General features: G+C 54.9%; 18 protein-coding genes. 14 read left to right on the top strand and 4 right to left on the bottom strand.

Annotation, left to right across the window (positions count from 1 at the left end; genetic code table 11):
- Nucleotides 1-144 precede the first annotated feature (144 nt).
- The 9 genes from GSQ86_RS15300 to GSQ86_RS15255 all read left to right on the top strand — a co-directional run bounded on the left by GSQ86_RS15300 (nt 145) and on the right by GSQ86_RS15255 (nt 13,308).
- Nucleotides 145-960, top strand: a complete 816-nt coding sequence (locus tag GSQ86_RS15300) for a DNA-formamidopyrimidine glycosylase (protein WP_158750825.1) — start codon at nt 145-147, stop codon at nt 958-960.
- Nucleotides 961-1,731: 771 nt separating this feature from the next.
- Nucleotides 1,732-2,553, top strand: a complete 822-nt coding sequence (locus tag GSQ86_RS15295; RefSeq protein WP_158750824.1) for a response regulator — start codon at nt 1,732-1,734, stop codon at nt 2,551-2,553.
- 538 nt (nt 2,554-3,091) lie between these two features.
- Nucleotides 3,092-5,068: a hypothetical protein gene (locus GSQ86_RS15290; RefSeq protein ID WP_158750823.1), complete on the top strand. Its 1,977-nt coding sequence runs from the start codon at nt 3,092-3,094 to the stop codon at nt 5,066-5,068.
- Nucleotides 5,069-5,799: 731 nt separating this feature from the next.
- Nucleotides 5,800-6,165, top strand: a complete 366-nt coding sequence (locus tag GSQ86_RS15280; RefSeq protein ID WP_158750821.1) for a hypothetical protein — start codon at nt 5,800-5,802, stop codon at nt 6,163-6,165.
- Between the two features lie 86 nt (nt 6,166-6,251).
- The gene (locus tag GSQ86_RS15275; RefSeq protein WP_158750820.1) at nt 6,252-6,581 is read left to right on the top strand and encodes a PadR family transcriptional regulator; all 330 of its coding nucleotides are present in this window, start codon (nt 6,252-6,254) and stop codon (nt 6,579-6,581) included.
- 1 nt (nt 6,582) lies between these two features.
- Nucleotides 6,583-9,240, top strand: coding sequence for an ADOP family duplicated permease (locus GSQ86_RS15270; protein ID WP_158750819.1), 2,658 nt, complete (start codon nt 6,583-6,585; stop codon nt 9,238-9,240).
- Nucleotides 9,241-9,863: 623 nt separating this feature from the next.
- Nucleotides 9,864-10,409, top strand: a complete 546-nt coding sequence (locus tag GSQ86_RS15265) for a VCBS repeat-containing protein (RefSeq protein ID WP_158750818.1) — start codon at nt 9,864-9,866, stop codon at nt 10,407-10,409.
- 23 nt (nt 10,410-10,432) lie between these two features.
- Nucleotides 10,433-10,558, top strand: a complete 126-nt coding sequence (locus GSQ86_RS23980) for an FG-GAP repeat domain-containing protein (protein WP_371720676.1) — start codon at nt 10,433-10,435, stop codon at nt 10,556-10,558.
- The gene (locus GSQ86_RS15255) at nt 10,552-13,308 is read left to right on the top strand and encodes an FG-GAP-like repeat-containing protein (RefSeq protein WP_158750816.1); all 2,757 of its coding nucleotides are present in this window, start codon (nt 10,552-10,554) and stop codon (nt 13,306-13,308) included. The genes GSQ86_RS23980 and GSQ86_RS15255 overlap by 7 nt, the downstream gene beginning before the upstream one ends.
- 254 nt (nt 13,309-13,562) lie before the next feature.
- On the opposite strand, the gene ilvD is transcribed toward GSQ86_RS15255, so the two are convergent.
- Complete coding sequence (ilvD, locus tag GSQ86_RS15250; RefSeq protein WP_158750815.1) at nt 13,563-15,416, bottom strand: dihydroxy-acid dehydratase; 1,854 nt, start codon at nt 15,414-15,416, stop codon at nt 13,563-13,565.
- Nucleotides 15,417-15,513: 97 nt separating this feature from the next.
- On the opposite strand from ilvD, the gene GSQ86_RS15245 reads away from it, so the two are divergent.
- Complete coding sequence (locus GSQ86_RS15245) at nt 15,514-16,440, top strand: LysR family transcriptional regulator (RefSeq protein WP_158750814.1); 927 nt, start codon at nt 15,514-15,516, stop codon at nt 16,438-16,440.
- A 16-nt stretch (nt 16,441-16,456) separates the two neighbouring features.
- Here the strand turns inward: GSQ86_RS15245 and GSQ86_RS15240 are convergent, their stop codons facing one another.
- Nucleotides 16,457-17,830, bottom strand: a complete 1,374-nt coding sequence (locus GSQ86_RS15240; protein ID WP_158750813.1) for an FAD-binding protein — start codon at nt 17,828-17,830, stop codon at nt 16,457-16,459.
- A gap of 465 nt (nt 17,831-18,295) precedes the next feature.
- On the opposite strand from GSQ86_RS15240, the gene GSQ86_RS15235 reads away from it, so the two are divergent.
- Both GSQ86_RS15235 and GSQ86_RS15230 read left to right on the top strand, forming a co-directional pair.
- Nucleotides 18,296-19,360, top strand: coding sequence for a methyltransferase (locus GSQ86_RS15235; protein ID WP_158750812.1), 1,065 nt, complete (start codon nt 18,296-18,298; stop codon nt 19,358-19,360).
- A 151-nt stretch (nt 19,361-19,511) separates the two neighbouring features.
- Nucleotides 19,512-20,312 carry a GAF domain-containing protein gene (locus GSQ86_RS15230; protein WP_158750811.1) on the top strand — a complete coding sequence of 267 codons (801 nt, stop codon included), beginning with the start codon at nt 19,512-19,514 and terminating at the stop codon, nt 20,310-20,312.
- Between the two features lie 488 nt (nt 20,313-20,800).
- Here the strand turns inward: GSQ86_RS15230 and GSQ86_RS15225 are convergent, their stop codons facing one another.
- Nucleotides 20,801-21,598 carry a DUF4383 domain-containing protein gene (locus tag GSQ86_RS15225; protein WP_158750810.1) on the bottom strand — a complete coding sequence of 266 codons (798 nt, stop codon included), beginning with the start codon at nt 21,596-21,598 and terminating at the stop codon, nt 20,801-20,803.
- 4 nt (nt 21,599-21,602) lie between these two features.
- The gene (locus tag GSQ86_RS15220) at nt 21,603-22,073 is read right to left on the bottom strand and encodes a Spy/CpxP family protein refolding chaperone (protein WP_158750809.1); all 471 of its coding nucleotides are present in this window, start codon (nt 22,071-22,073) and stop codon (nt 21,603-21,605) included.
- Nucleotides 22,074-22,221: 148 nt separating this feature from the next.
- Here GSQ86_RS15220 and GSQ86_RS15215 point away from each other — a divergent pair, with 148 nt between their 5' ends.
- Both GSQ86_RS15215 and GSQ86_RS15210 read left to right on the top strand, forming a co-directional pair.
- Nucleotides 22,222-22,920, top strand: coding sequence for a response regulator (locus GSQ86_RS15215; RefSeq protein WP_254062420.1), 699 nt, complete (start codon nt 22,222-22,224; stop codon nt 22,918-22,920).
- On the top strand, nt 22,917-24,281 hold the full coding sequence (locus GSQ86_RS15210) for an ATP-binding protein (RefSeq protein WP_158750808.1): 1,365 nt from the start codon (nt 22,917-22,919) through the stop codon (nt 24,279-24,281). The genes GSQ86_RS15215 and GSQ86_RS15210 overlap by 4 nt, the downstream gene beginning before the upstream one ends.
- The last annotated feature ends 254 nt before the right edge of the window (nt 24,282-24,535 follow it).

The following is a 24,535-nucleotide window of genomic DNA, read 5'->3' as shown; positions in this document are numbered from 1 at the left end:
TCTTCGACTTCGCTCAGGTCGTCAGAATGACGGTTTGCGGTTGGATGGTTTGCTCTCCCACCCTTTCGCAAAGTGTGCGAAAGGATGGGGCACCCAGGTTTTCTCCAAACCATCCTGCTTCTGCGAAGATAAAAAGAGAAAACCATGCCTGAGCTTCCTGAAGTCGAGACTGTTGCCACCGGTGTGGATAAACGTGTGCGCGGCGATGTGATTGAGTCGGTTTGGCTGGGATCGAAGCCGGAGCCATTCAAGACAAGTCCGATAGAGATGGCGGCGACGCTGAGTGGACGACGGGTGGAACGGGTGTATCGTGTCGGCAAGCACATTGTCTTCGATCTTGAAGGCGGGGATGGCTTGCAGTGGATTGTGCATCTGGGAATGACGGGCCGACTGCTGGTTGCTGAGGCCGGGGCTCCCGTGGAGACGCATACGCACGCGGTGTTGAGGCTGGGATCGGGGCGGGAGCTTCGGTTTGTGGATCCGCGACGCTTTGGGCGGCTGGCGATTCACCGGGAGGCTGCGGGTCAGGGATTTCGCGGGCCGGGGCAGGAACCGCTGACGATCTCTTTCGAGGAGTTTGCCGGACTCTTCAAAAATCGGAAGACGCCGATCAAAGCGGCACTGCTGAACCAGAAGCTGCTGCATGGCGTGGGGAATATTTATGCCGATGAGAGTCTGTTTCGGGCAGGGATTCGGCCGACGCGCATGGCAGGACGGCTTACGCGGGAGCAGTTGAAGAGGCTGCATGCGGCGTTGCAGGAGATTCTGCGCCATGCGATTGCCCTGGGCGGGTCGTCGGTATCGGATTATGTGGATGCGGATGGCGAACGGGGCTTCTTTCAGCTGGAACACAAGGTATATATGCGCGGCGGGGAACCATGTTCGACTTGCGGTATGCCGATTCAGCGGATGGTTCTGGCCGGGCGTGGGACCCACTATTGCCGTGGATGCCAGAAGTAATGGCAGCGAATTGTATGAATTTGTGAAGGTGCGGCCCTACAACATTCCATAAACAGAAGAAGCACTCATTTCTTCATCCCGTAAATCATTGATTCCAAAAGAAAATCAGTACGGCATAAGAATTGCTTATAGGAGTAGTGCCAGCGACGTTACGTGCCTTTCAGATGGACATCGGAGGTACGAAGCACATACCTCGGCGACTGAGAGCGAAAGCCAGATGAGTTTTCGACCGGGCCGAGGTGCTTTACCCAATCGTCTTCAAGGCGGAGGGGTTTTAGGGAGGCCAGTGATTGGCCATCATACAGGCAGAAATGACCGCTTTCGAGCGGTCATTTCCGTTTCAGCATGGAAAAGCGAAATTTCCTGCAACCAAAAGCTTGCCAGACGTGTCTTTTGCTAGTAGTATCGTCTTTGCCTATCGAGCGGCTGATGCCGGAGGGGAAAATCCGGAAAGTTCGCCGCATGTCTCGACAGTCAAAATTTTCAACAGGCGCGTCTCATCCCGATTCAGGTCCGTCTCCGATGGCGCAATCAGGATGAACACCCAAATATAAAGTGATAGCGAGTTGAAAGATCGCATATTGGACTCCAACAACGCAGTGCAGGCCTGGATCCGGTTCCTCCCTCGACGACCTGAATCCCCTTTACGCCGAAGCTGAAGCGGAGTTATGTATCCACTGATCTCCCGGCAAACCCGATAACGGAGAAAGCGGCAGCGGCTTTCCGCCGGAATTTCGCTGCAACCAAGTCAACGCACCAGGAAGTGCAAGCATGACAACAGAGCAGAACCCGCCCCAGGCACAAGTGCCGCAGGAGCAAGTACCGCAGGGGCAACCCCAAGGGCATCGCCGTAGACGCCGCAGACGCAAGGGCGCCAAAGGCCAGCCCAGCGCACCCCAGGCAAACCAGCAGAATCAGCCGCAACAGGGACAAAAGCCGAAGAACTCCAACCAGAACCGGCAATACCAGAAGAATGGAAATGGCGGCGGGCAGGGTGGAGGACGGCGCAAGAGCAAGCCGCGCAGGCAGCAGGTTTTTGTCGGTCCGATGGACCACAGCTACCGAACCGCGAACGGCAATGTAGCCGACGGGCCTCCTTCGACGATCGAGTACAGGAATGGCAATCTCCATCCCAACGGATTCCATCAGGAGCCTGTGGTGGAATTAGCGCCTGCGCCGGTGCGCGAGGATGCGCCGACCCGCATCTTCTGCTTCATTGATGATCTGTTCTTTCTTGCCAAGATTCAGGAAACGGCTCGCAAGCTTGGAGTGAAAGTCGGCTTTGTAAAGGCAGACAAGGATATCGTCGCCAAGCTCGCGGATGTGCCGGAAGATGCGCGTCCTTCTCTGATTGTTTTCGATCTGAACAATGCGAATGCCAAGCCGCTGACATTGATTCCGCGTATCAAGTCGAAGTTCAAGCGGGGAACATCGGTGATCGGATTCCTTTCGCATCTGCAGGGCGACCTGAAGGTGAAGGCGCTGGAAGCCGGTTGCGATATGGTGATGCCGCGCTCGGCTTTTTCGCAGAATTTGCCCAACCTGCTGCGTCGCCATGGTTTGGATGAAGAACTGGAAGCAGCCGAAGCGTAATCAGGTTAGTTTTTAAAAACCGAGAGAGCCCGCCATTGCGCGGGCTTTTTCTTTTGCTTCGGCAAGCTGAGAGACTCGGGATCGTTTGGTGAGTTTGACGTGGGAGCGCTTCGCTTGGGGTTGGTTCAAGTCATGCGACGAATGGATGTTCGGAGTCCATTTCCGACATGCCGGTTTTACAGATAAGTAATGGTTCACACTGAGGACATGCATGGTTGGCGGCTCAAGGAGTGCATTGGCCTGAAGTCGCCAATCGAGGACAAACCGACTGGGCCAGCGGCTACCTGCCGTCTTTTCTGGAACGTGTTTCCGGACGCAATTTTGGGGTTTTACCAGGACGCAGGTGGTGTCTACGTTGGTTCGGGAGGTCAGGATGGGGTCCATGTGGTCACAGTTCTAGCATCGATTGGGCGGTGGTGACGGCTGTGGCATCCTGAGAACACAGGTTTGAAAAGCGGGATGTGGGGCACCCAGATTGGTGTTGGGTTAGGTGTGGGCCACCCACCCAGATTTATTTACACTGGATTCGATCGGAGAGATGATGACGTTTGCCCCGTTCGATCCGCTATCTTTCAAGAACACTACTATTAACGAAGCTGCTCTCGGGTCTCTCAAGCGAGAGATACAAAACATACTTAGCTCGTACGTGGGGTGGTATGACCCATTTTGCGAATTGATACAGAATGGGTTGGATGCGGTTGAGTCTAGAGCGGATTATGAAAAGTCCGCAGGTACGCTAGCCACATACAGTCCGAGGCTCGATATTCGCATCGATTTGGATGACAACTCCCTCACCGTTACCGACAATGGAATCGGTTTGGATAAAGACAGATTCCAGCAGTTTTTAGCTCCCAATTTTTCTTTTAAAACGGGAAACACCAGAGGGCATAAAGGTGTCGGAGCAACTTACGTAGCGTATGGATTCAACTACATTCGTGTTTCCACTAAAGTGCCAGGGTTCGAAGCGTCCGGTAGAATACTTAACGCTCGCAAATGGCTGGGAGAGGCATCGCACAGCGATAACCCCAAGGTAGAACCAGATGACTCTGCGCAGATTGATTCGGCATTCGACGAAATAGATCGCGGGGTCTCCGTGACGGTGCGTTTTGACGATTCGACCCACCCCAAAAAACTCGCTTGGGTTGGCGCAAGTAACGCGGAAGTCTGGAGCAAGATTCTGGACATTAAGACAGGTCTTGGTTCCTTCAAGCGTGATTCGACAGTCAAGATAAACGTAAGAGTCGTTAAGGATGGCGCTACCTCTTCACTATCCCATATAGGGACTTCTTATTTTTGGTTACACGAATCGGCCAAGAAGAACGCAACCTACAGGGAGTTGGCCAAAGCCGCAGAGGAGCTTCACGAAAAATATGGCGCCGGATACAAATTCCCCGACAAGTACAACAATCTTGATTTCATTTACGACACCTGGACAAGCGCTGAATTAGCGACTCTACTGTCTTCATCTCTCGACGACGAAGAAAAGGGCGTGATAGAAAAGCACTCGCCAACCGTCAGCGTTGAATTCGGATGCACGGCAAAATTGTGGACCGGTTTCAATGATTCATTGGCATTAAGGCCGAACTATAAGGTTCTGGTTCCGGGTATACAGCTAGCTGCAAACAACATGCCTCAAGGCGATGTTATCCAGGTTCCGCTTGTTCGATACACGGGACGACAACAGCAGGTACATTTCCTATTTCACTTTGATAACTACACCCCCGATTTAGGCCGCAAAGGATTTCATCGCGAGCTTTCAGATTTCGCAAAGAGCGTATCCAGAACCCTGATGGAAAACCAGCTCTCGAAATTTCGGACGCGATTGAAAGCGAACACAGGGGTAGCTCCTGATTTCGTTCGGGAGCTTGAAATTGCAGATTGGAAGAAGGACATGCTCAAGCACGAGAGTGCTCAACCGCTCGTACTAGCCAGCGTTCACTTCTTCAAGCCGACTGAAAAATTGTCTATAACTTCGAAGCCAACTCGGGAGCAGGACGTAATAGCATTATTCCATCAGCTCATTGCTGGCGGTGTCATTCGAGGACTTCATATGATGTCGACGAATGAGAGGTTTACCTATGACGGGCTCTTCAAAATATCATTTGATCTAAAATCGGAATTGTATGCGCACAGCGCGGAAAGCAATCCGCTAGGAGTGCCGGCTGATACGGCCAAGGCGCTCCAGGGCAGGGTGACCGATCCCAGAATTTTGGAGTACAAGTATTCACTCGACGGGCTGATTGCAGATTTCGACGAACAGAACAAGAACGCCAAGGATATCGATCTTTGTGTGGCTTGGGAGACCGGAGAGCAATACAAAGATCGTTACGGCATCACATCTTTGTTAATTCCGGAGAATGCTGATCAGCGTCAGTTTCACGGTATAACCCACGTGCTTACAGATTTAGATGCAGGAGCGAAGGTTTGTAACCTCATTATCCTGAGCGAGCTCATTGATTTCCTAAATGATCCTGAAGGTATCGCTGGATCACAGCGCAAAAAGTACGAGTACTGATTAACTGAACAAAAAAACTCCTTGTCACGCAAATGCTTGATTCGGTCGCGAAGTTTGGCGGCTTTTCGAGCTCGAATTTTTTGGCTGCCTCGCGCATGTCGGATTCGAGATCTTGGCGAGGAGGTCGATCTGCCTTTGACGAGAAGATCTCGACGGTGGATCAGCAAGTGCCAAATCGCCAACTTACTCAGCGACAAACGAGATCACGCAAGTTACCGAATAGTTGGCATCTCGGATTAGTGATTCTCATTTTCCGAAAGCACGCGTTGCTGTAACTCCGATTCTAGAATGCGACTGGGAAGCAGCCGAAGGCTAATCAGGTAGTTTCAAGACCGCTAGCCGCGCCTTTGCGCGGGCTTTTCTTTTTTGTCCCACAGGTTGAAGGCTCGGGATCGTTTGGTGAGCTTGACGCGGGAGCGCTTCACTTACGGTTGCTCCAAGGTCATGCGATGAATGGATGTTTGGACCCAATTTCCGACATGCCGACTTAATCAAGTTACTGGCGTTGTATTTTTGGCTAACTACCTATCAAATTCGAACTTAGACAAATCTGGTACAGTCAAGTGCAACTCAGACCAGACTGGAACTCAGCATGGACTTCATGAAGTTGCTCAAATCTCTCGACGACTTCCTGTATGAGGTCGTCGGCTGGATCGTCTTTTATCCGATAACTTTGATTCGGTCGATTTTGAGCCCGGTTGAGATGCTGCGCTACTCTGACCGTGAGCTTCTTGAACATTTTTCCCGTGCTGATGGCTGTTGATCTGCTGAAGCACCAGGGCAAGCGCATTGACCGGGTGGCGTTGCGTCCACTTTTCTATGGTCAGTGTTTCATTGCCGCACCATTTGCGCTCGTTGCTTCTATTGCTGGACTGCTTGTTGAATTCCAGAAAGTTCCGTATGTCATTGCGGGCCTTCTGGTCTTTCTCGTAGCTTTCTGCTGGTATGTAGCAGTCGAGGTAATCTGGTTTTCATCGACCCTCGGCGTTACAAAATTTCGTGCCACTTGTAATGTTCTCGCTGTCGTCGTCATGGCCAACATTCTCGTCGTTTTGGCTGCTCTTGGAATCGAGTACGCCTCGAAGCACGCCTCCTAGTCCTGACATTTCTGCCCATAGTTGTTTGCATGAGATGAGGGGCGTCTTGACTTTATAGTCAGATATCTATACAAAGACATCTGACTATGCCCAAGACCGATGCCCTGCAAGGTTCACTCGATTTGCTCGTGCTCAAGATATTGTCGCGGCGCCCGCGGCTTCACGGGTACGCCATCATGACCGCCATCGCCAGTACATCCGGCGAAGTGCTGCGCGCAGAACAGGGTTCGCTCTACCCTGCGCTCCATCGAATGGAGGAAGCGGGCTGGATTCGCGCGGAGTGGATCAAGAAAGACACCGGTCGCCGAGCCCGGATCTACGAACTGACCGCCGCGGGCAAGAAGCAACTGGGTGCAGAAGAGTCGCGCTGGCAGTCAGTCAGCCTGGCGATCAATCGGGTTCTCCGGGAGGTATGACATGTCGTTGTGGTCGCGTATTTCTAATGCCTTGCGCGGCGAGCGCTTGAATCGCGAGATCGAGGAAGAGCTGCAGTCGCACATTGAAGAAGCCATCGCATCGGGACACGACCCCGACGAAGCACACCGCACCTTCGGTTCGATACTGCGCCAGCGCGAGGCAAGCCACAACATTCGTGTTGCCGGATGGCTTGAGTCGCTTCTCGCCGATGTAAGATTCGGCTGGCGGCAGCTCTGCCGCAACAAGGTCACGTCCCTGGCCGCTGTGCTTTCGCTAGCCCTAGGAATAGGCTCCTGTGTTGCCGCCTTCCGTCTTATCGACGCCTTGCTCTGGCGCCCGTTGCCCATCTCCAATTCCAGCAAACTCTATGTCCTCTCCCGCAAGTTGACCGGCCTGGAGGGCAAGCCTATCGACGACGGCTACTGGGCCACGCCGGATTTCAAGCTCATGCGCGATGCCGTCAAGGACCAGGCCGACCTCATCGCCATCAGCGACGCCGAACGCACGGACATCATCCTGTCCGCCGGAGACGACGTGGAGAAGGCCCACGTCGTTTATGTCTCCGGCAACGTGTTTCCGCTCTTCGGCCTTGAGCCCGCGCTCGGCCGTCTGCTCGCCCCCGCCGACGACCGTGCCTCCGGTGCCGGGCCCTATGCGGTCCTCTCCTGGGACTACTGGAATCACCGCTTCGGCCGCGATCCCCACGTCCTCGGCCGCTCGCTCCACATCAGCGACCAGACCTTCGAAATCATCGGTGTCGGTCCTCGCGATTTCACTGGAACGGAAAAGGGAACCGTCGCCGACATCTTTCTGCCCGTTAGCATGAGCAGCCTGGCCGCTCATGAGAACGTCACCTGGCAACGCACCTTCCTGATGTTGAAATCCGGCGTCAACCCGGCTACTGCTCTCGAGCCGCTTCGTCAACATCTCTCCGCCGTCAGCCATGCCTTCGAGATCGAGTGCTCCACGTGCTTCCGGGGCGTACCCCAGGCCACCATCGACCGCCTTTTCGATAAGAAGCTTGTCCTCCATCCGGCTGGTGCCGGCATCTCCGACCTCCAGAAAGACTATCGTCGATTCCTCGGCGTTCTCGGTCTCCTGGCCGCGCTCGTCCTGCTCATCGCCTGCGTCAACGTCGCCAACATGATGACCGCCCAGGCCGTCGCCCGCGCCCAGGAGATGGCTCTCCGCATCTCGATCGGCGCAGGACGTCGTCGCCTCGTCCAGCTCATCCTGTGCCAGAGCGCGCTCCTCGCCGTCTTCGCTTCCGCCCTCGGCGCACTCTTTGCGGCGTGGTCGGCGCCCTTTGTGCTCAGCCTCGTCAATCCGCCCGACAACCCTGCGCGCCTGGCCCTTCCCGCCGACTGGCGTGTGCTTCTCTTCGGCTCCGGGCTTCTTATCCTCGTTGTTTTATTGCTTGGTTTGCTTCCTGCTCTCCGCGCCTCTGCCGTCCGGCCCGTCGCTGTCCTCAAAGGTGGTGAAGATCCGCACTCGCCACGCCGTCTCATGCGTGGAGCCATCGCTGTTCAGGTCGCTTTCTGCTGCCTCGTCCTCTTTTTGTCTTCGCTCTTCGTCGCATCCTTTCAGCATCTGCAAAACCGGCCCCTCGGTTTCTCCACCGACCGTCTGCTGCTGCTCGAAACGGTTGCCGGCAAGGGCCAGCTCCCTGTCGTCTGGAATCAAACTGCCGAGGCGCTCCGCGCCGTCCCCGGCGTCAACTCGGTCGCCATCTCGGGCTGGCCCCTTCTGGGGCGCATCATGATAAACAGCGACATCTCCATCAACGGCGCGCCTCCCAGTTCGACTCCCGCCTTTTTCCTGAACGCTTCCCCGGGCTGGCTCTCGACCATGAAGATCCCCCTCGTTTCCGGCCGCGACTTTCGCCCTCAAGACGCTTCGCCGGGAGCCGCCATCGTCAACGAAACCTTCGTCAAGACTTACTTCCCCGGCCAGGACCCCATCGGCCGCACCTTTGAACGTGGCGCCAATCAACCCCTCAACACGATCGTCGGCGTCACCCCCGACGTCCCTTACCACGACCTGCGCGAGCCCACCCGCGCCGTCTTCTACGTCCCCTTCGACGAAATCGGCGACCAATCCGCCCCCAAAGCCGTCGACTTTGCCACCTTCGTCATTCACACCGATTCTCAGAATCCGCTCGCCCTCGCGGACTCCCTCCGCCAATTCATTGCGCAGCGCCACAACGGCCTTCGCGTCTCGAACATCACCACGCAGCTCAATCTGGTCCGCGACCAGACCATTCGCGAGCGCCTGCTCGCCACACTGGCCGCCTTCTTTGCCGCGGTCGCCCTGCTGCTCGCCGGCATCGGACTCTACGCTGTCCTCAACTACTCCGTTCTCCAGCGCCGCCGCGAGATCGGTATCCGCATGGCGATTGGCTCGACTCGTGCGGGCATCGTGCGCATTGTGACTCTCGATGTCTTCCTGATGATCGCGCTTGGAGGCTGTACGGGCATCACGCTCGGATTCGGCGCGGCGCACTATGTCGCGTCGCTTTTCTACCGGGTCAAAGCAACCGACGCGGATATGATCTCGCTGCCGGCGTGTGCCATTCTGCTCACTGCGCTTGTTGCCACACTGCCCGCCGTGTTTCGCGCGCTGCGCACAGACCCTACCGAGATCCTGCGCGCGGAGTAAGGGACAGAGTCCAACTTATAGTGAACGTTCAGATGGCGATCGGATTAACCATGCATCTGGATCATTAGCTGCATAATCGCCAAGTCACTCGTCGAGGGTCGGATGAGTCCTCACGAGTAATCGTAGCCAGAGTTATCCGGGATTTGCACGTTATCGTTGGCGCGTTTCTTGAATTACGGTCAAACTGGAAGCAATTCTCATTATTGGGATCGTCGAAGCTGCGTTCAAAGCTATCGCAAAAAGAAGGCTTCGAGGGCTTGCGGACACGAGAGATCGATGAGAATAAGCTGGAAGTGGATGAAACGGTCTCCTCCCTCGTTAGCATCCATAAGTCGCTTGCTGTCCTTCTCCTCATCGATGACGGGCCGCCCTTTGAATCGACTCTCGAAAGCGAAGTTTCATCTCGACAAAGGCGTTTATGCGGAATTCTCCTCTAAGGAATGCCCAAGCCTGTTATCACCAACTTAATTGCCGAAAAGCGGAATTGCCTGTGCGAATGAGCAATATGCCTAGATATCCTGCTGGCGCCATGACCTCGGCTTAGCCAAATACCAAAGTAATTGGTTTTTCAATGCCAATAGTTCACACTCAAGGTATACAAATCCCAATTTGGGATCCTTCTTATGATTGTCGCCTTGTTTAAAAATGCACTTCGGGCTACCGGTCTTTTGATCGCTTTTGCAATCCTTTGTGACGCTAGCGGGTCAGCCAACGCGCAAAATTCCCAAGCCATTTTCCCTATTGCGACCCCCATTACTTTTCCTGGCGACTCCTCTCCCGTATTCACCGGCGACTTCAATGGCGACGGAAAGCCCGACGTTGCCTATGTCATCGTCGCGAACACTCAATACTCTCTGGGGATTGTACTGAGCTTCGGCAGCAATGCAGCTACCACTGTGACAACATCTCTCTGTCCAATTACGGCAGGTTTCCCCGTAATGAATTTTGCAGACGTAAACAATGACAAGAAGCTGGACCTCGTTTTTTCCTGCAATGGCTACCTTACTGTCCAGTTAGGCAATGGGGACGGCACTTTTCAAACTCCGGCCTATTTCGCGATAAATTCGGGGGCACCAGTGTTCGCCGACTTAAATGGCGACGGTTATCTTGATGTCGCCACGCTCGTCTCAGGTTCGCCACCCGCTGTACCGCAAGTAGCTGTTTTTTGAACGAGGGCACCGCGTCACCTGGCGTGTTTGCGTCACCTAAACTGTACGCCGCTCCGAGTGGCGCATACCAGCTTGCGGCTGGTGACTTCAACGGAGACGGCAAACAGGACTTGATGACGACCATCTTTCGAGTTCAAGCTTTATGTTAACCGGGTTTTCCGTTCTCTATGGGAAAGGGGACGGTACTCTCAACGCGGCCAATACGCAGTCGATAGCTCCTTTTTATAGCTTCACCACAGGCGACTTTAATAATGATGGAGTTACAGATCTGTCGTTTCTGCTGCCTCCTGCAGCTAATAGTCTTTATACATCGGTGCAGATTCTGCTGGGTAGTACCAGTGGAACCTTCGATCAGGGCGCAGCTTTACCGATCGCAGCCACCCCTGCTCCCTCGTCGTTAGGTGCCGGCACGATGGCAGCCGTGGCTCTTACCAGCGACGGCAATCTCGATCTTGTCTTCACTACCAACGTACTGAATGTCTTCCACGGAGATGGCAAGGGCGGCTTTACGCCCATCGGCAGCTACGCCTTAACCGGCAGTCCGCTCTTGTTTGCGGATGTGAACGGGGACGGAAAACAGGACTTGATCCTTGGCAACGCAGCTGCTGGAACCTTTATCTTTTCCGGAAATGGGGATGGTACCCTCCAGGCGCCGCCCGGTACGCCCGTCTCCGGTCCGGTCGCTGACCTAAACAAGGATGGCATCGCCGACATGGTATTTTACCCCGCCCAGGGAGGGAACTACTTCGGCACGGCACTCGGCAGAGGAGACGGCACCTTCGCGATCCTAAACCAAACTACTCCACTTCCTGCTGCACCGACAGGGTATTTCCTGATGACCGGAGACTTTAATGGGGATGGGGAGATTGACACCATCGCGGTTCAGCCGGGCACCACATCCGGTCCCAACGCAGTGATTTGTGAAGCTTCAGATGCCCAACTGCTCTCCTTTCCTGGAAAGGGCGATGGCCGATTCCAGGCTAAGGGAACAGCTCTCGCTTTAGGGGTCAGCCAAGTAGGCCCAGGGGTTACCGGTGACTTTAATTCTGACGGAAAACTCGATATCATTCTCCCCTATAACGTCGGCTGTCAGCAGGGCCTTTTATTTCTGCCAGGACTTGGGGATGGGACGTTTGGCGCCCCCGTCAACCTCAATGTATCCCAAGGTACGCAGTACCCAAGTTTCCTAACCGGCGACCTGAATAATGATAAGAAGCTCGACTTCATCTGGGGCGACGCTGTTTTCCTCGGAAATGGTGACGGAACGTTCAAACAAATCCCACTCACAATTCCCGCCAATTCAGCTGGTCAAATTTCGGCCGTCGCTCTCGCCGACCTTAATGGAGATGGCGTCCTGGATGCGGTCTCCGGTAGTGCTGGCGGTAGCATGATCTATGCCGGGAAAGGGGATGGAACCTTCCAGACCACACCCTTCTACGCCGTAACACTGCCGTCATATACCTATCAGTACTCCTTGTCGATCGGAGATGTGAATGGGGATGATAATCCAGACTTACTTATTGGCGAGCAGGAGATCGCCTCGCCTTATCTCGGAGTTTATTTCGGAGACGGACACGGCAACTTTACCCTAGATACGAACAACTACTTCGTCAGTACCTCGCTGGTTACCTTCAATACGACAGCTCCTGTCCGGCTTAACAATCAGTCTCCAGCTCTTCCCAATGACAAACGACAGGATGTCTTGATTGGGCTCACTGGGCTCACTGGCGGCAACTATGGACCGTATGTACTTTCCTTATTGAACCAGACCAATCCTGCTCCCGCAAAACCCGCGCCCCTCACGAGTGCAACTGCCCTGCAGACTTCGTTGGCGACGGCCACTCCAGGAGCCGCGATTACGCTAACCGCATCCGTTCTTGGAACCAGCCCCACCGGGTCTGTCTCTTTTACAGCCAATGGAAATAACCTTGGGACAGAAGCTCTTGTCAATGGAACCGCAACATTAGCGACATCCTTTGCCAATGCCGGCAGCTACACAGTCACAGCTATTTACGCGGGCGATAACAACAATACGGCCAGTACTTCGTCTCCTGTCGGCATCACGATAACTCCAGCGACGACAGCTACCACTCTGCAAGCTACACCAAGCGCGGGAAATGTGAATGGGCAGATAACTTTGAAGGCAACGGTGAGCGGAAGCAGTCCGACCGGTTCCGTCTCTTTCACCGCGAACGCCACAAGCCTGGGAACGGCAACTCTTATAAATGGTGTGGCGACCCTGCAAACGTCATTTGCTGCAGCCGGCAGCTACGCCACGACCGCAACCTACCAGGGGGACAAAAACAATGCAGCCAGCATCTCCAGTGCCGTAAACATCATGATCGCCGCTCCTGACTTCACGATCACAGCTACGCCGACATCCAAAACCGTCACTCCAGGTCAAACTGCCACCTTCACCTTCACGGTAACTCCTGTCGCAGGTTACACGGGCACAGTAAAATTTTCCTGTGGTTCACTACCTGCCCAGGCAGCCTGCTCGTTCTCGCCCGCAAGCGTGACACCGGCGGGCGGGACCCCAATCTCCAGCACGTTAACGATCAGCACATCGGCTGCTACGGCCATGCTCAATCCCAGTCTGCATTCCAACCCATCGCTGCCACCATGGATGCCTGTAGGTGGACTCGCCGTCGCGGGAGCCATGGGTCTCGCCTTCGTTCCGAAGAGGACCAGCCGTTGGAACCGTAATTTGCGTGTACTCTGTTGGGATTTGTTATTAGCGTCCATATCCCTGGCAGTGCTGGGTTGTGGTGGCAGCAGCAGCAGCATGCCATCCAGCCCGGATACGACGCCAGCAGGTTCTTACACGATATCGATAAACGCGATCGATACTGCAGGCGGACCACAGCATGCAGTAAGCATAGCCTTGTCAGTTCAATAGCATGCCCATAATGGGCTAATGAATAACGACAAGCGGATGTCTGCTGCTCATGCCTGCAAAACGTGGTTCTCAGATACTACGAGACAATTACGCACAGAACTGTGTTCTACGTCGTTGTGCTAACTGATGCTAAATCGCCACCGCACTTATCGAGGATTAGATTAGTCCTTGTCGGTCCGCTAGGCTCCAGTAATTCGGAAGTGGCACATCATGGCATGCTTTGGCGTTATTGAGTACTGACAGTCCCGAAATTTCTAGTTCGACCGAAGCTGTTTCACGTCCCGAATCGCACCGCGAGCTGCGTTGCTCGTCAGCGCCGCATATGCCTGAAGCGCCGGGGAAACAGCACGTTCACGGTTGACCGGCTTCCATGCGTTACACCCTCGAGCCGTCATTGCTGCCCGACGCTCTTCTATCACCTCATTACTGAGTTCAAGGTGAATAGAGCGCGCGGGGATATCGATCTTGATAGTGTCGCCAGTTTCGATCAGACCGAGAAGGCCACCCTCGGCGGCTTCAGGAGAAACATGGCCGATCGAAAGTCCGGAGCTGCCGCCGGAGAAACGCCCGTCCGTTATCAGGGCACATGACTTCGCGAGGCCCTTCGACTTGAGATAGCTGGTCGGGTAAAGCATCTCCTGCATGCCGGGACCGCCCTTGGGTCCTTCATAGCGAACCACAACAATACTTCCCGCAGTGACCTGATCGCCAAGAATTCCTGTGATCGCGTCCTCCTGGCTCTCGAAGACGATTGCTTTTCCCGTGAGCACGAGCATGGATGGGTCCACGCCCGCTGTCTTGACGATGCAACCTTCCGGCGCGAGATTGCCGAAGAGAATGGCGAGACCACCATCCTTGCTGAACGCGTGCTCCACAGATCGTATCGCGCCGGACTCACGATTCTTATCGAGTTCATTCCAGCGAGCGGACTGAGAGAAAGCCTTCTGCGTAGGAATATTGCCCGGTGCCGCACGATAGAAGGTATCGACCGAAGCATCATTGGTCCGCATAATGTCCCAACTCTCAAGAGCCTTTCCCATCGTGCTGGCATGGACAGTGGGCACACTCGCATCGATCAATCCGGCCCGATCGAGTTCGCCAAGAATCGCCATGACTCCGCCGGCACGATGCACATCTTCAAGGTGAACATCGCTCTTTGCCGGTGCAACCTTACACAGGCAAGATACGCGACGCGAAAGGCGATCGATATCCGCCATCGTGAAGTCCACTTCGCCTTCGCTGGCAGCCGCCAGCAGATGCAGCACTGTGTTTGTCGAGCCGCCCATGGCAATGTCCAGGCTCATGGCATTTTCGAAAGCGGCCCGGCTCGCAATACCGCGTGGCAGTGCGCTTCTATCATCGCCTTCGTACCAACGCTTGGCGAGATCGACGATCAATCGACCGGCGCGTCGAAACAGTTGTTCACGGTCGGAGTGTGTCGCCAGGACGGAACCGTTTCCTGGCAGCGCAAGCCCCAGGGCTTCCGTGAGACAGTTCATCGAATTGGCCGTAAACATGCCCGAACAGGAACCGCACGTTGGACAAGCGGACCGCTCGATCACTGCCACCTCTGCGTCGCTGTAGCGATCGTCAGCGGCGACGACGATGGCATCCACCAGATCGAACGCCTGCTTGCGGTGCTTGATAGTGGCCTTACCAGCCTCCATCGGCCCACCGGAGACAAAGATAGCGGGTATATTCAGCCGCATGGCTGCCATCAGCATTCCGGGCGTGATCTTGTCGCAATTCGAAATGCAGACAAGCGCGTCCGCACAATGCGCGTTCGCCATGTATTCAACAGAGTCAGCAATGAGTTCGCGCGACGGCAGCGAATAAAGCGTCCCGCCATGCCCCATGGCGATGCCGTCATCGACAGCAATGGTGTTGAACTCCTTTGCCACACCTCCCGCCGCTTCAATTTCGCTCGCCACTAACTGGCCCAGATCTTTCAGATGGACATGGCCGGGGACAAACTGCGTAAAGCTGTTGGCGACAGCGATGATAGGCTTGCCAAAATCCCCGTCCTTCATTCCTGTCGCTCGCCAAAGGCTGCGAGCGCCTGCCATGTTGCGGCCGTGTGTGGTTGTCCTTGAACGATAGGGCGGCATATTCTCTCCACTGAAGACGCTGATGGCAGGCTATCGATTCAGACTATAGTTGTAAAATATATTGTTCTCGCTTGATTAGGTCGTTAAACATATCAATATGGATCAACGTCAACTCAGGTATTTCGTGGCAGTTGCCGAGACTCTGCACTTTGGCAAAGCAGCCAACCGCCTCAGCATGACCCAGCCTCCATTGAGCCAATCCATCAAAGCACTTGAAGCGGAGATCGGCTCGTCCCTGTTCACGCGGACGAATCGTAGCGTGGCTCTCACTCCTCTGGGAGCGGAGTGGCTAGGACCTGTCCGCGCCGCACTCGATAGCGTAGAAACCCTGGCCGGGCTGGCGCAACGCATTCGTAGCGGTGACGCAGGCCGGCTCGAAGTATCCTTCGTCAGCACTGCCGACTACAACATCCTGCCAGCGTTAGTGCAACGCTTCCGGTATCTCTATCCCTCAGTCGAACTCCTGCTCACTGAAGCGACGAGCGATGTACAGATTTCAACGCTGCTCGAAGGCAAAGGCAATGTGGGCATCATCATCCGCCCTGGTCCGGCAGATCTGCCCAGGGGACTTTCCTATCGCAAGCTCGTCTGCGAATCACTGATCGCTGCGGTTCCGGAAAACTGGATTACGCAGGGCCGCATAACGCCCGTGAAAGGTCGCCTGACCTCAGCCGCGATGACTTCATCGCCGCTGGTCGTCTTTCCGCGGCGTGTCGCTCCTTCTTTTTACGATCTCGTGATGGATTACTACGCCGCGCGCGGAGGCGATGTTCACATCATCCAACATGCAATCCAGATGCAGACCATCATCAGCCTGGTATCGGCTGGCATGGGAATCGCGCTGGTACCTGCATCCATGCGGCATCTGGCGCGTTCCGGAGTAGTCTATCTCGCTCTGGAACGCAAGGCTCCCCAGCTTGAATCGGGCATCCTATGGCGTGATCGGGATTCAACTTCAACCCTTGCCAATTTCCGGCGAATGGCAACCGCATCCCGGGTGAAAACTCGCCTGACAAAGACTTAAAAAGCCGTGGCCTTATCTAAGCCGAAGCTGGAGATAAAAGGTCAGCAAAGAATGGGTTGAGCATGCGCCCTTTTGGATCCATGGAACGAACCCATGCGGAAAAATCGATCCAGCGTTGGCCATACGCGGCTTCAACGTGTTTTCTCTGAACAAATGGGCTCTGGTTCAGGAGCGGAATGCCTTTTCTTTCAAAAGCAAAATCATTGAACGCCTGCATGAAGTTCTGCCACGCCGTAAGATCAGTGACTGCGTGAATCGGATCGATCGAAAAGATCTCCTCATCGTTCGTGTAGGAGAGCAGTGAATTTGTGTCACGACGAATGTGGTAAGAGCCCAGGGGCAAATTACAGCGGAATCCCGTAGCCTTGAAATGTTGATCAGCAAAATCTAAATAAGCTCTCAGGGTTGGAAGCCATTGCGAACGTGGAAACGCCCAGAAGGTGAATGCGTATTTCGCCGAGTCTGGAGTGTTGTGATAGTCGATGATTTTATCGGGTGCGAGCAGCGTGATGCCTCCTAGAAGATGGAGGCTTTCATAAAGTGCGTTTTCGACATCGAAGTCACCCTGCTGAATAGCATTACGCACAGAAGGATCGGAGAAGAACTTACTGATGAACTGGCCCACGTGTGCGCCGGTGTAACTCCATAGCTTCCGGCGAACATCAGCACAAAGTGCAGAGAGTATTTCCGGTGAGGCGACGCGATAACGCTGCTGAAAGATGCACATTCTTCCCACCGTCCAGCAGATCAGCCCTTCCGAGGTGTCAAGGAAATTATCGACCTCCGCCTGCTGCAGTTCGTCGACAGAACGGGGCAAATAGCTGAAGTGCAGCGCTTCGACAGGCTTAACTTTCAGCGTTACCTCATAGACGATCCCAATGAGTCCGTAGCTCGACCGTACTTTGCGAAGCAGATCGGGACTCTCAGCCTCTGAAGCTGCAGCAAGCTCACCATCGGGTCCCACCCATTTCATCGCCGTGACATAAGAATTGAATTGGCCGAACTCAATACCGTCGAGCGCATCTTTGCTATGACAGCAGGCGGCAGCGCCCAGTCTCATGTTGCCGATTTCGATATTGGTCATCAACTGCAGGCCGTGACTGCGAAGTGCCGCAGCAGCATCAATCACCTGAAGTCCAGCCTGCGCAGTCAGGGCCATGTTTTGTGTGTCGACCGCGATGACCTGGACCATCTGGGACATATTGACGATGGTCCCGGTGGATGAAGCACATGGTGTCAGTGAGTGATAGCTTCCCATCGCGCGCACTGGACCCGGATAGGTCTCCGAATCACGCAGAATCGCTTGAATTTCTGCGACAGTCGTTGGATAAACGAGGACCTGGGGTGAGAAGGCAATACTGCCGTCATAATTCACGACATTATTGGGCATAAGAACCACTGGGCATAAGAACCGCCTTTATACATTCTTTTTACCGGGAAAGGGCCGCGCAAACGCCAGAGCAAACTCGGCGAGAGTATCACTCTGTGCTGAAACAGTTCAACCTCAAATGGAGAAACGGCTGCCAATCATCGGTCGCATGGCATTTCGATTGGTGTTGGCGCAGGCCATTGGCGGCTTCCAGCGATCGCCCCAAGGCCGCGCGGAAGGTTATTTTCGGGCTTCTCAAGATGAACGGGCCCGCATACGATGGGCGTGATTGAGACTCAACTTCAGCCCTCGTCAATTTCCTGTGCATGGCAACCGCATACCGGGTGAAAACTCGCTTGACAAGAACTTGAGGCTTCGCGGGAAGGCGCTAGCGGGACATCCATTGGCGGATGGATGCTGAAAGTTGCTCTTCCCTGAGTCTTCTCCGATGGAGAAAGGTACGTACATTGAAATGTGAGGTGTCTCATGGCCCAACATACCGGCGGCATCGGCAATGTCACGCCGAATACGAGCCTGATTGAAATGGCGATGGCGTATTCCCGCAGCCGCGTGCTTTGTGCAGCTGCACGTCTCGGCATTGCCGATGCGCTTGGAGACGAGGTGCACAGTGTTGGTTTTCTTGCCGAGAAGTGTCAGGCAGATGCCAATGCCCTGTACCGTCTGCTTCGTGCGCTTGCCAGCATCGGTGTCACGGAAGAAACGACGCCGGAACACTTTTGGCTGACTTCCTTCGGTCAACCCCTGCGTAGGGATGTGCCTCAATCCGTCTGGCCAGCTGTCATCTTTTGGGCGGATCTGCTTGCCGACAGCTGGTCTCTGCTTACCGACTGCGTTCGAACCGGCAAGCCGGCCTCTCAGGTGCGTGATCCGAAGATACCTTCCCGTTGGTCGCAGGATCCCGATGCCAGTTCGATCTTTCGTGCGGTGATGGGTACCGCTCCTGCGGAAGATTACGCTCCTGTCGCTGCCGCATGGGATTTTTCGCGCGCGAAGGTGGTCGCCGATCTCGGCGGTGGTGGCGGATCGCTCATTCTTGCAGTGCTTGCACTCAATCCGCATCTGCGAGGCATGCTTGTCGATCTCGAATCCAGCGTAGATGCAGCCAGAACCCGCTTCGCCGAGGAAGATTCTTCCTCGCGATGCGAACTGATCGCCGCAGACCTGATGCAGTCGGTCCCGGCAGGCGCTGATGTGTACATGCTCAAGCATGTTCTGCACGGACGTCGGGACGCGGAGGCAATCACGATTCTCAAGAACTGCCGCGCGGTCATTCCGCAGAATGGCAGTTTGTTGATCATTGAATTCATCCTGCCCCCGCTCGTCTCACATGCAGACCCGCAACTGGAAGGCCACCTGATGAGCGACCTCAACATGCTTGCTGTCACCGGCGGCAAAGAGCGCAGCGAGCGCGAATGGAAAACGCTTCTTGAGGCAGCGGGCTTCATCCTGATTGGGGTACACCCCGTTGGGGACGACGTTCTGATGGTTCGAAACGTCGGAATACTCGAAGCGAAACCGGCTTTGGAGTAATCGAGATCAGCTGGGAAGTGTGTCGGTACTTATCTACCCGGTGTAAACCACTCCAGGCTCGCCGCCTTGATGGGAGCGCTCCATCGAATTCACTTGGACCGTAAACCTTCGGGGGATACGATAAAGTATCGGCTGAGAAGGAGGATGTCCAGTGGTCGGCACGGACGTGCGCGATATCGGAATGGAATTGCGCGACCTCCTGGACGATCCGGAGTTCGTCGCCCGCACAGCCAAGAAGCGGGACTACCACCAGCCGTTCGACGCGCTACGCCGCCTGACTCAGGTCTTCGCCGAGCGCCCTCAGGACGTCTTGCAGGAGCTCGTCAACGTCGCCGTAAGCTGCTGCGGAGCGGACAGTGCCGGCATCAGCCTTGCTGAACCGAATGAAGCCGGCGAACCGACCTTTCGATGGATCGCAATCGCTGGCAGCTTTGAACCATATCTCGGTGGTAGAACTCCAAGGTTTTTCAGCCCGTGCGGGACCTGCCTCGACCGCGGCCGCGCTCAACTGTACCGAGTCACGAAGCCCTACTATGACTTTTTGGGTGTCACCGCCGATCCGATCTCGGACGGCATGCTGATCCCCTGGGAGGCAGATGGTATTCGTGGAACGATTTGGGCAGTATCCCACACCTCAGAGCGGGCGTTCGACCCGCAGGATTATGAACTCCTCCGCAGTCTCGCGGACCTGGTTGCCATCATTCTGCGTCAGCAGGCAGCTGACGAAAAAGCAAAACTCGCCGCTAAAGCTGAAGCATCTGCTGAGCGAGCCCACAAGATGGCGCATCAGATCAACAACCCTCTCCAGAGCCTGACAAACACCCTGTTCCTGGCCAGTCAGAATGGACCGGATTCACACGCATACATCGAGCAGGCCTTTATAGAGCTGACCGCTTTATCGGAACGCGTTAGAAAACTCCTCGCACTTAAGTACAGTGAAGAATCAGCTTAGCGCCATCTGCGTGCTCAAGGCTACGCATCACCTCACGATAGTCGGTCATTTTCATATCTCTGCGAGTAGAAGATAGAACCCAGTCCATCACGGGGCATAGACTGCACGCCCCTTTTGATAAGAGGTTGAACGGCTGAAACGCTTCACTCCCCTACCACACAGAAAACCCCCAGCCTGAAACCTCTGGCCCCGTAGATCGATGCCGGAAAAACAGCGAGAATGCGATCTGTCCGAGTCCGTCTTCGGGTGCGCTGAGGCCATCTCACAGGCGCTGCCCACTGTCGCTTCACTGCGCGGTGGGCCTCGTTTCCTTCAGTCTCATGAGGAAAACCTGTGCATCGCCCCAACTATCGCACATGAATCTCAGGAAGTAGGCTTCTCGTCGTCAACTGATCGCTCATCAGGAACGCGGTTGCAGGTATTTATCCAGTTGCGGCGCGTAAATCTGAGTCGATGAGTGCTAAAGGCCTGATATCACCACCCGACAATCAACTTCCAACTTGCTGGATACGATGAATCGTCAAGGTGCGTCCCGAAAGCAGACCGATGCTCAGGAAGAGCGAGCCGAGCACCAGGTGAAAAATATGGTCTCCGGTGTTTAGCAGCATCGGCCCCAGATACCATGTCCTGTTCATCAATGGATTTCCAAGCAGCAGGCCAAGGATGGCCAGCGCCAGATAGAAAACGCCGGATCCGATGCAGAAGCGTTTTGCGACAGTCGCGCCCATGAAGCTCGCGCCAAGTGCCAGAGCGCCCCACGTGAGATGCATCAGGTTGTGATATTTGTCCACGTGGGCTCCGCCGACCATAACCAGTATCCCCATCAGGACAAATATTCCGCCAAAAATCCGGCATGCCATCTTTGCGCTGTCGCCCGCAGTTCCCATGCGCCGGTAGTTTTGAACCGTCGCAGCCAGGCCCGCGATATCTCCTACCACCAGCCCAACGATTTGAAGTACCGCGCCAATCCATATACCGGCGTGGAATTTGCCGACGCTCCCAGGATGAGTCAACCGCAGAATGGCCGCCGGCAGCCGCACAAACCAGCCGGAGGTAACCAGCAGCGAGATCAGCGCACCGATCAGCGGCGTCCACCACCAGCGTGCTCCAATGACAATCACCCCCGCTATAGCGATAAAGATCACAGGTCCCGGTGGAAACTTGGGATAGGCGGGATCGCCGGAAAGCCATTGCATCCAGAGTGCGATTGCGACGCCAACAAGCCCGATCACAGTCAACTGAGTAAAAAATGGCAGTTTGGTAAAAATTGCGAGTTTCGTTTTCATCGCGTTACTCCATCCTCTTGCCGATGTGATCTAAACGGTCATGCCAGCGGGATTGCAATGCGTCTGCCTTGGTCCGTTGCTCCGGATTCAAAACCGTCGCGTAGATCTTCGCTTTGAAGTGTTCCTTTTCCACCAGCAGCTTCGCCACAGTCGCACCCTGTCGCGCGGCTATCTCTTGTACTTTGCTTTCATCGAGGTTGCCTTTGGCAGTGGCCTGGTCCATTTCCTTGTTCTCCGCAGCGAATTCCTGAAGCAGCCCGGATAGAGCAGGGCGCTCCGTCTGCCACATGGAATGAATCTGCTGTTTCTGTGCATCACTCAGATTCAATTCGTGCGCCACATAACCCATAGCGCCAAAATGACCCCAGCGGTGACCAAAGCATCCATTCCATCCCCGCGTGTTTGCCCTCGCAATGGCCACTCCAGTGACTGCCAGCAATACTGCCGCGCATGACCAGATCACGATTCGTCTCATAACAACATCTCCTTTTTCTGCCACATCTCAATTCGAGCATTGGCCCACAGAGCATGCGATTAAGAATGGTTAAGCTATATAAAGTTTTGTAAAGCTCGAGTACTCCTGCGATGCGATGCACTAAGATCGGAAATCGAGGTTGGCGTATATGAGAATGGCTCGCGTGCTCATCATCGATGATGATGTGGAGTTGTGCCGGCTTCTTGCCGAACGGCTCAGCACAGAGGATTTCTCGATCGAAGCCATTCACAATGGACAGCAAGGCTTAGAGCGCGCTCTTTCGCACGATTACGCACTCGTGATACTCGACCTGATGCTACCCGGCATGAAGGGCCTTGATGTGTTGCGCCATTTGCGGGAACGGTCTACCGTGCCCGTATTGATCCTGACCGCGCGCGGCGAAGATGTAGACCGCATTCTGGGGCTTGAAATTGGCGCCGATGATTACCTGCCCAAGCCCTTCAATCCTCGCGAACTTATCGCCCGCATTCACGCCATTTTGCGCCGAACACACTACACAAAGAATGCAGCCGTTTCACTTGTGGTGGATGACATTCGCCTCGATTCCACGGCTCGCGAAGCGTGGATCAATAAAACGCAACTCGATCTCACCAGCGTCGAGTTCAGTCTTCTCGAAACACTGCTTCACCATGCGGGGCATGTCGTCACGCGAGAGCATCTCACTGAAGTTGTCCTCGGACGCAAGCTGGGCCCATTTGATCGGGTCATCGATGTCCATATCAGCAATGTGCGCAGGAAACTGACTCACGCCGCCGATGCCGGCGAACGCATCAAGGCGGTACGTGGCAGCGGATATCTCCTTATCGTGCGCTCTGAGGTGACATGAAACTCCCCAGACACAGCTTGTTTCTCAAAATATTTCTGTCGTTCTGGACGACAGTCATCGTTACAGGTATCGCTCTGGTCGTTACATTTCTTCTCCAGCCCGGAAGGATGTCCTCGCGTTGGCATGATGGTTTGACAAACGCGGCGCGTTACTCTGGAGCGGTCGCAGTCGAAGAGGCTGAACTGCATGGCCTGCCTGCTGCATCGCTCTACATGCAGCAGATGGGAACGAACACGCACACGCATGCGTGTCTTTTTGATGAGGCGGGAAATACAGTCGTCGGCGATGACTGTGAACTCTTCGCCAGCAATATCTCTCGCGTACTCTCCACGAAAAACGGAAGCATTTTCGTCAGGGATGGAATCGCCCGTGTCGCCATGCTGGTCAAGAGCAGTGGTGGCAAACAATACATCTACGCTGCGGAGATTCCTACAGGCACGCCAACCATCAGCAGAACTGCCATTGCGCTTCGCATATGCGTGGTGCTTCTTGTTTCTTTTGGCATCTGCTATCTTCTCGCACGACATCTTACTATTCCAATTCTGCGCCTGCGAGAAGCATCGCAACTCCTCGCCGCGGGTGATTTAGGCATGCGCGCTTCTGCAGATATGGAGCGGCGCAAGGATGAACTGGGCTTTCTCGTGCGCGATTTCAATGCAATGGCAAGCCGCATAGAGGAGCTGATTTCCCGCCAGAAGCAGCTCATCTATGACATATCTCATGAGCTGCGTTCACCCTTGGCAAGGCTCACCGTGGCGCTCGATCTGGGACGCGAGCGAAAGGGTAACGATTCAGCATTCGACCACATGGAACAGGACATCGAATGCATGGGCGAGATGATTGGCCGGATGCTCACCGTTGCAAAGCTCGATACGTCCTCAACGCCCGTGGATATGACGCGGATCGATCTGGGCGAGCTACTTTCGAAGATTGTTCGTAGCGCCGAGTTTGAGCTGCGAGAGCGCGAGAATGCGGTGCAGCTCACCATGCGTGGGCAGTGTTTCGTGCATGGGAACGCTGAATTGTTGCAGAGCGCGATTGAGAATGTCATTCGCAATGCCGTCCGCTACACCACTCCCAACGCTTCGGTCGATGTTCATCTGGAACATCTGGAAAAAGCGGAGGGCTCCTTCATTTTCCTTTCCGTACGCGATTACGGCATGGGAGTTCCTGAATCTGAGCTTCCAAATATCTTTCGACCGTTTTATCGCGTGGCCAGCGATCGCGACCGTCAATCCGGTGGAACAGGGCTGGGACTGGCAATCGCTGAGCGCGTAGTGCGCGTGCATGGCGGCACGATTCGCGCGCAAAATGCTGCTCCACAGGGATTGCGTGTCGATATTGTTCTGCCCGCAGAATGATACAGGGGCTTATTGAAGACAAATCGCCAATTCACTCATCGAGAAGTGAGATTAAGGCAAATTGCCGAATGGTAGGCATCTCGGACAAATGGTTCCTATTTCCGAAAGCGCGCGTTCGTAGTAACTCGGATTTCAGAATGCGACTTTCCAGAGCATGCCATGGAAATGACGGAGCATGGAAGCCAAGAAGCCGCTCCCCACCCTTGTATGTTGTGATTTGAAGCGTGACGATAGGTTCACGTTTCGGCGGAGAG

Source organism: Acidobacterium sp. S8 (genome assembly GCF_009765985.1).
GTDB lineage: Bacteria > Acidobacteriota > Terriglobia > Terriglobales > Acidobacteriaceae > Alloacidobacterium.
This window is presented reverse-complemented; position numbering and strand designations above follow the sequence as displayed.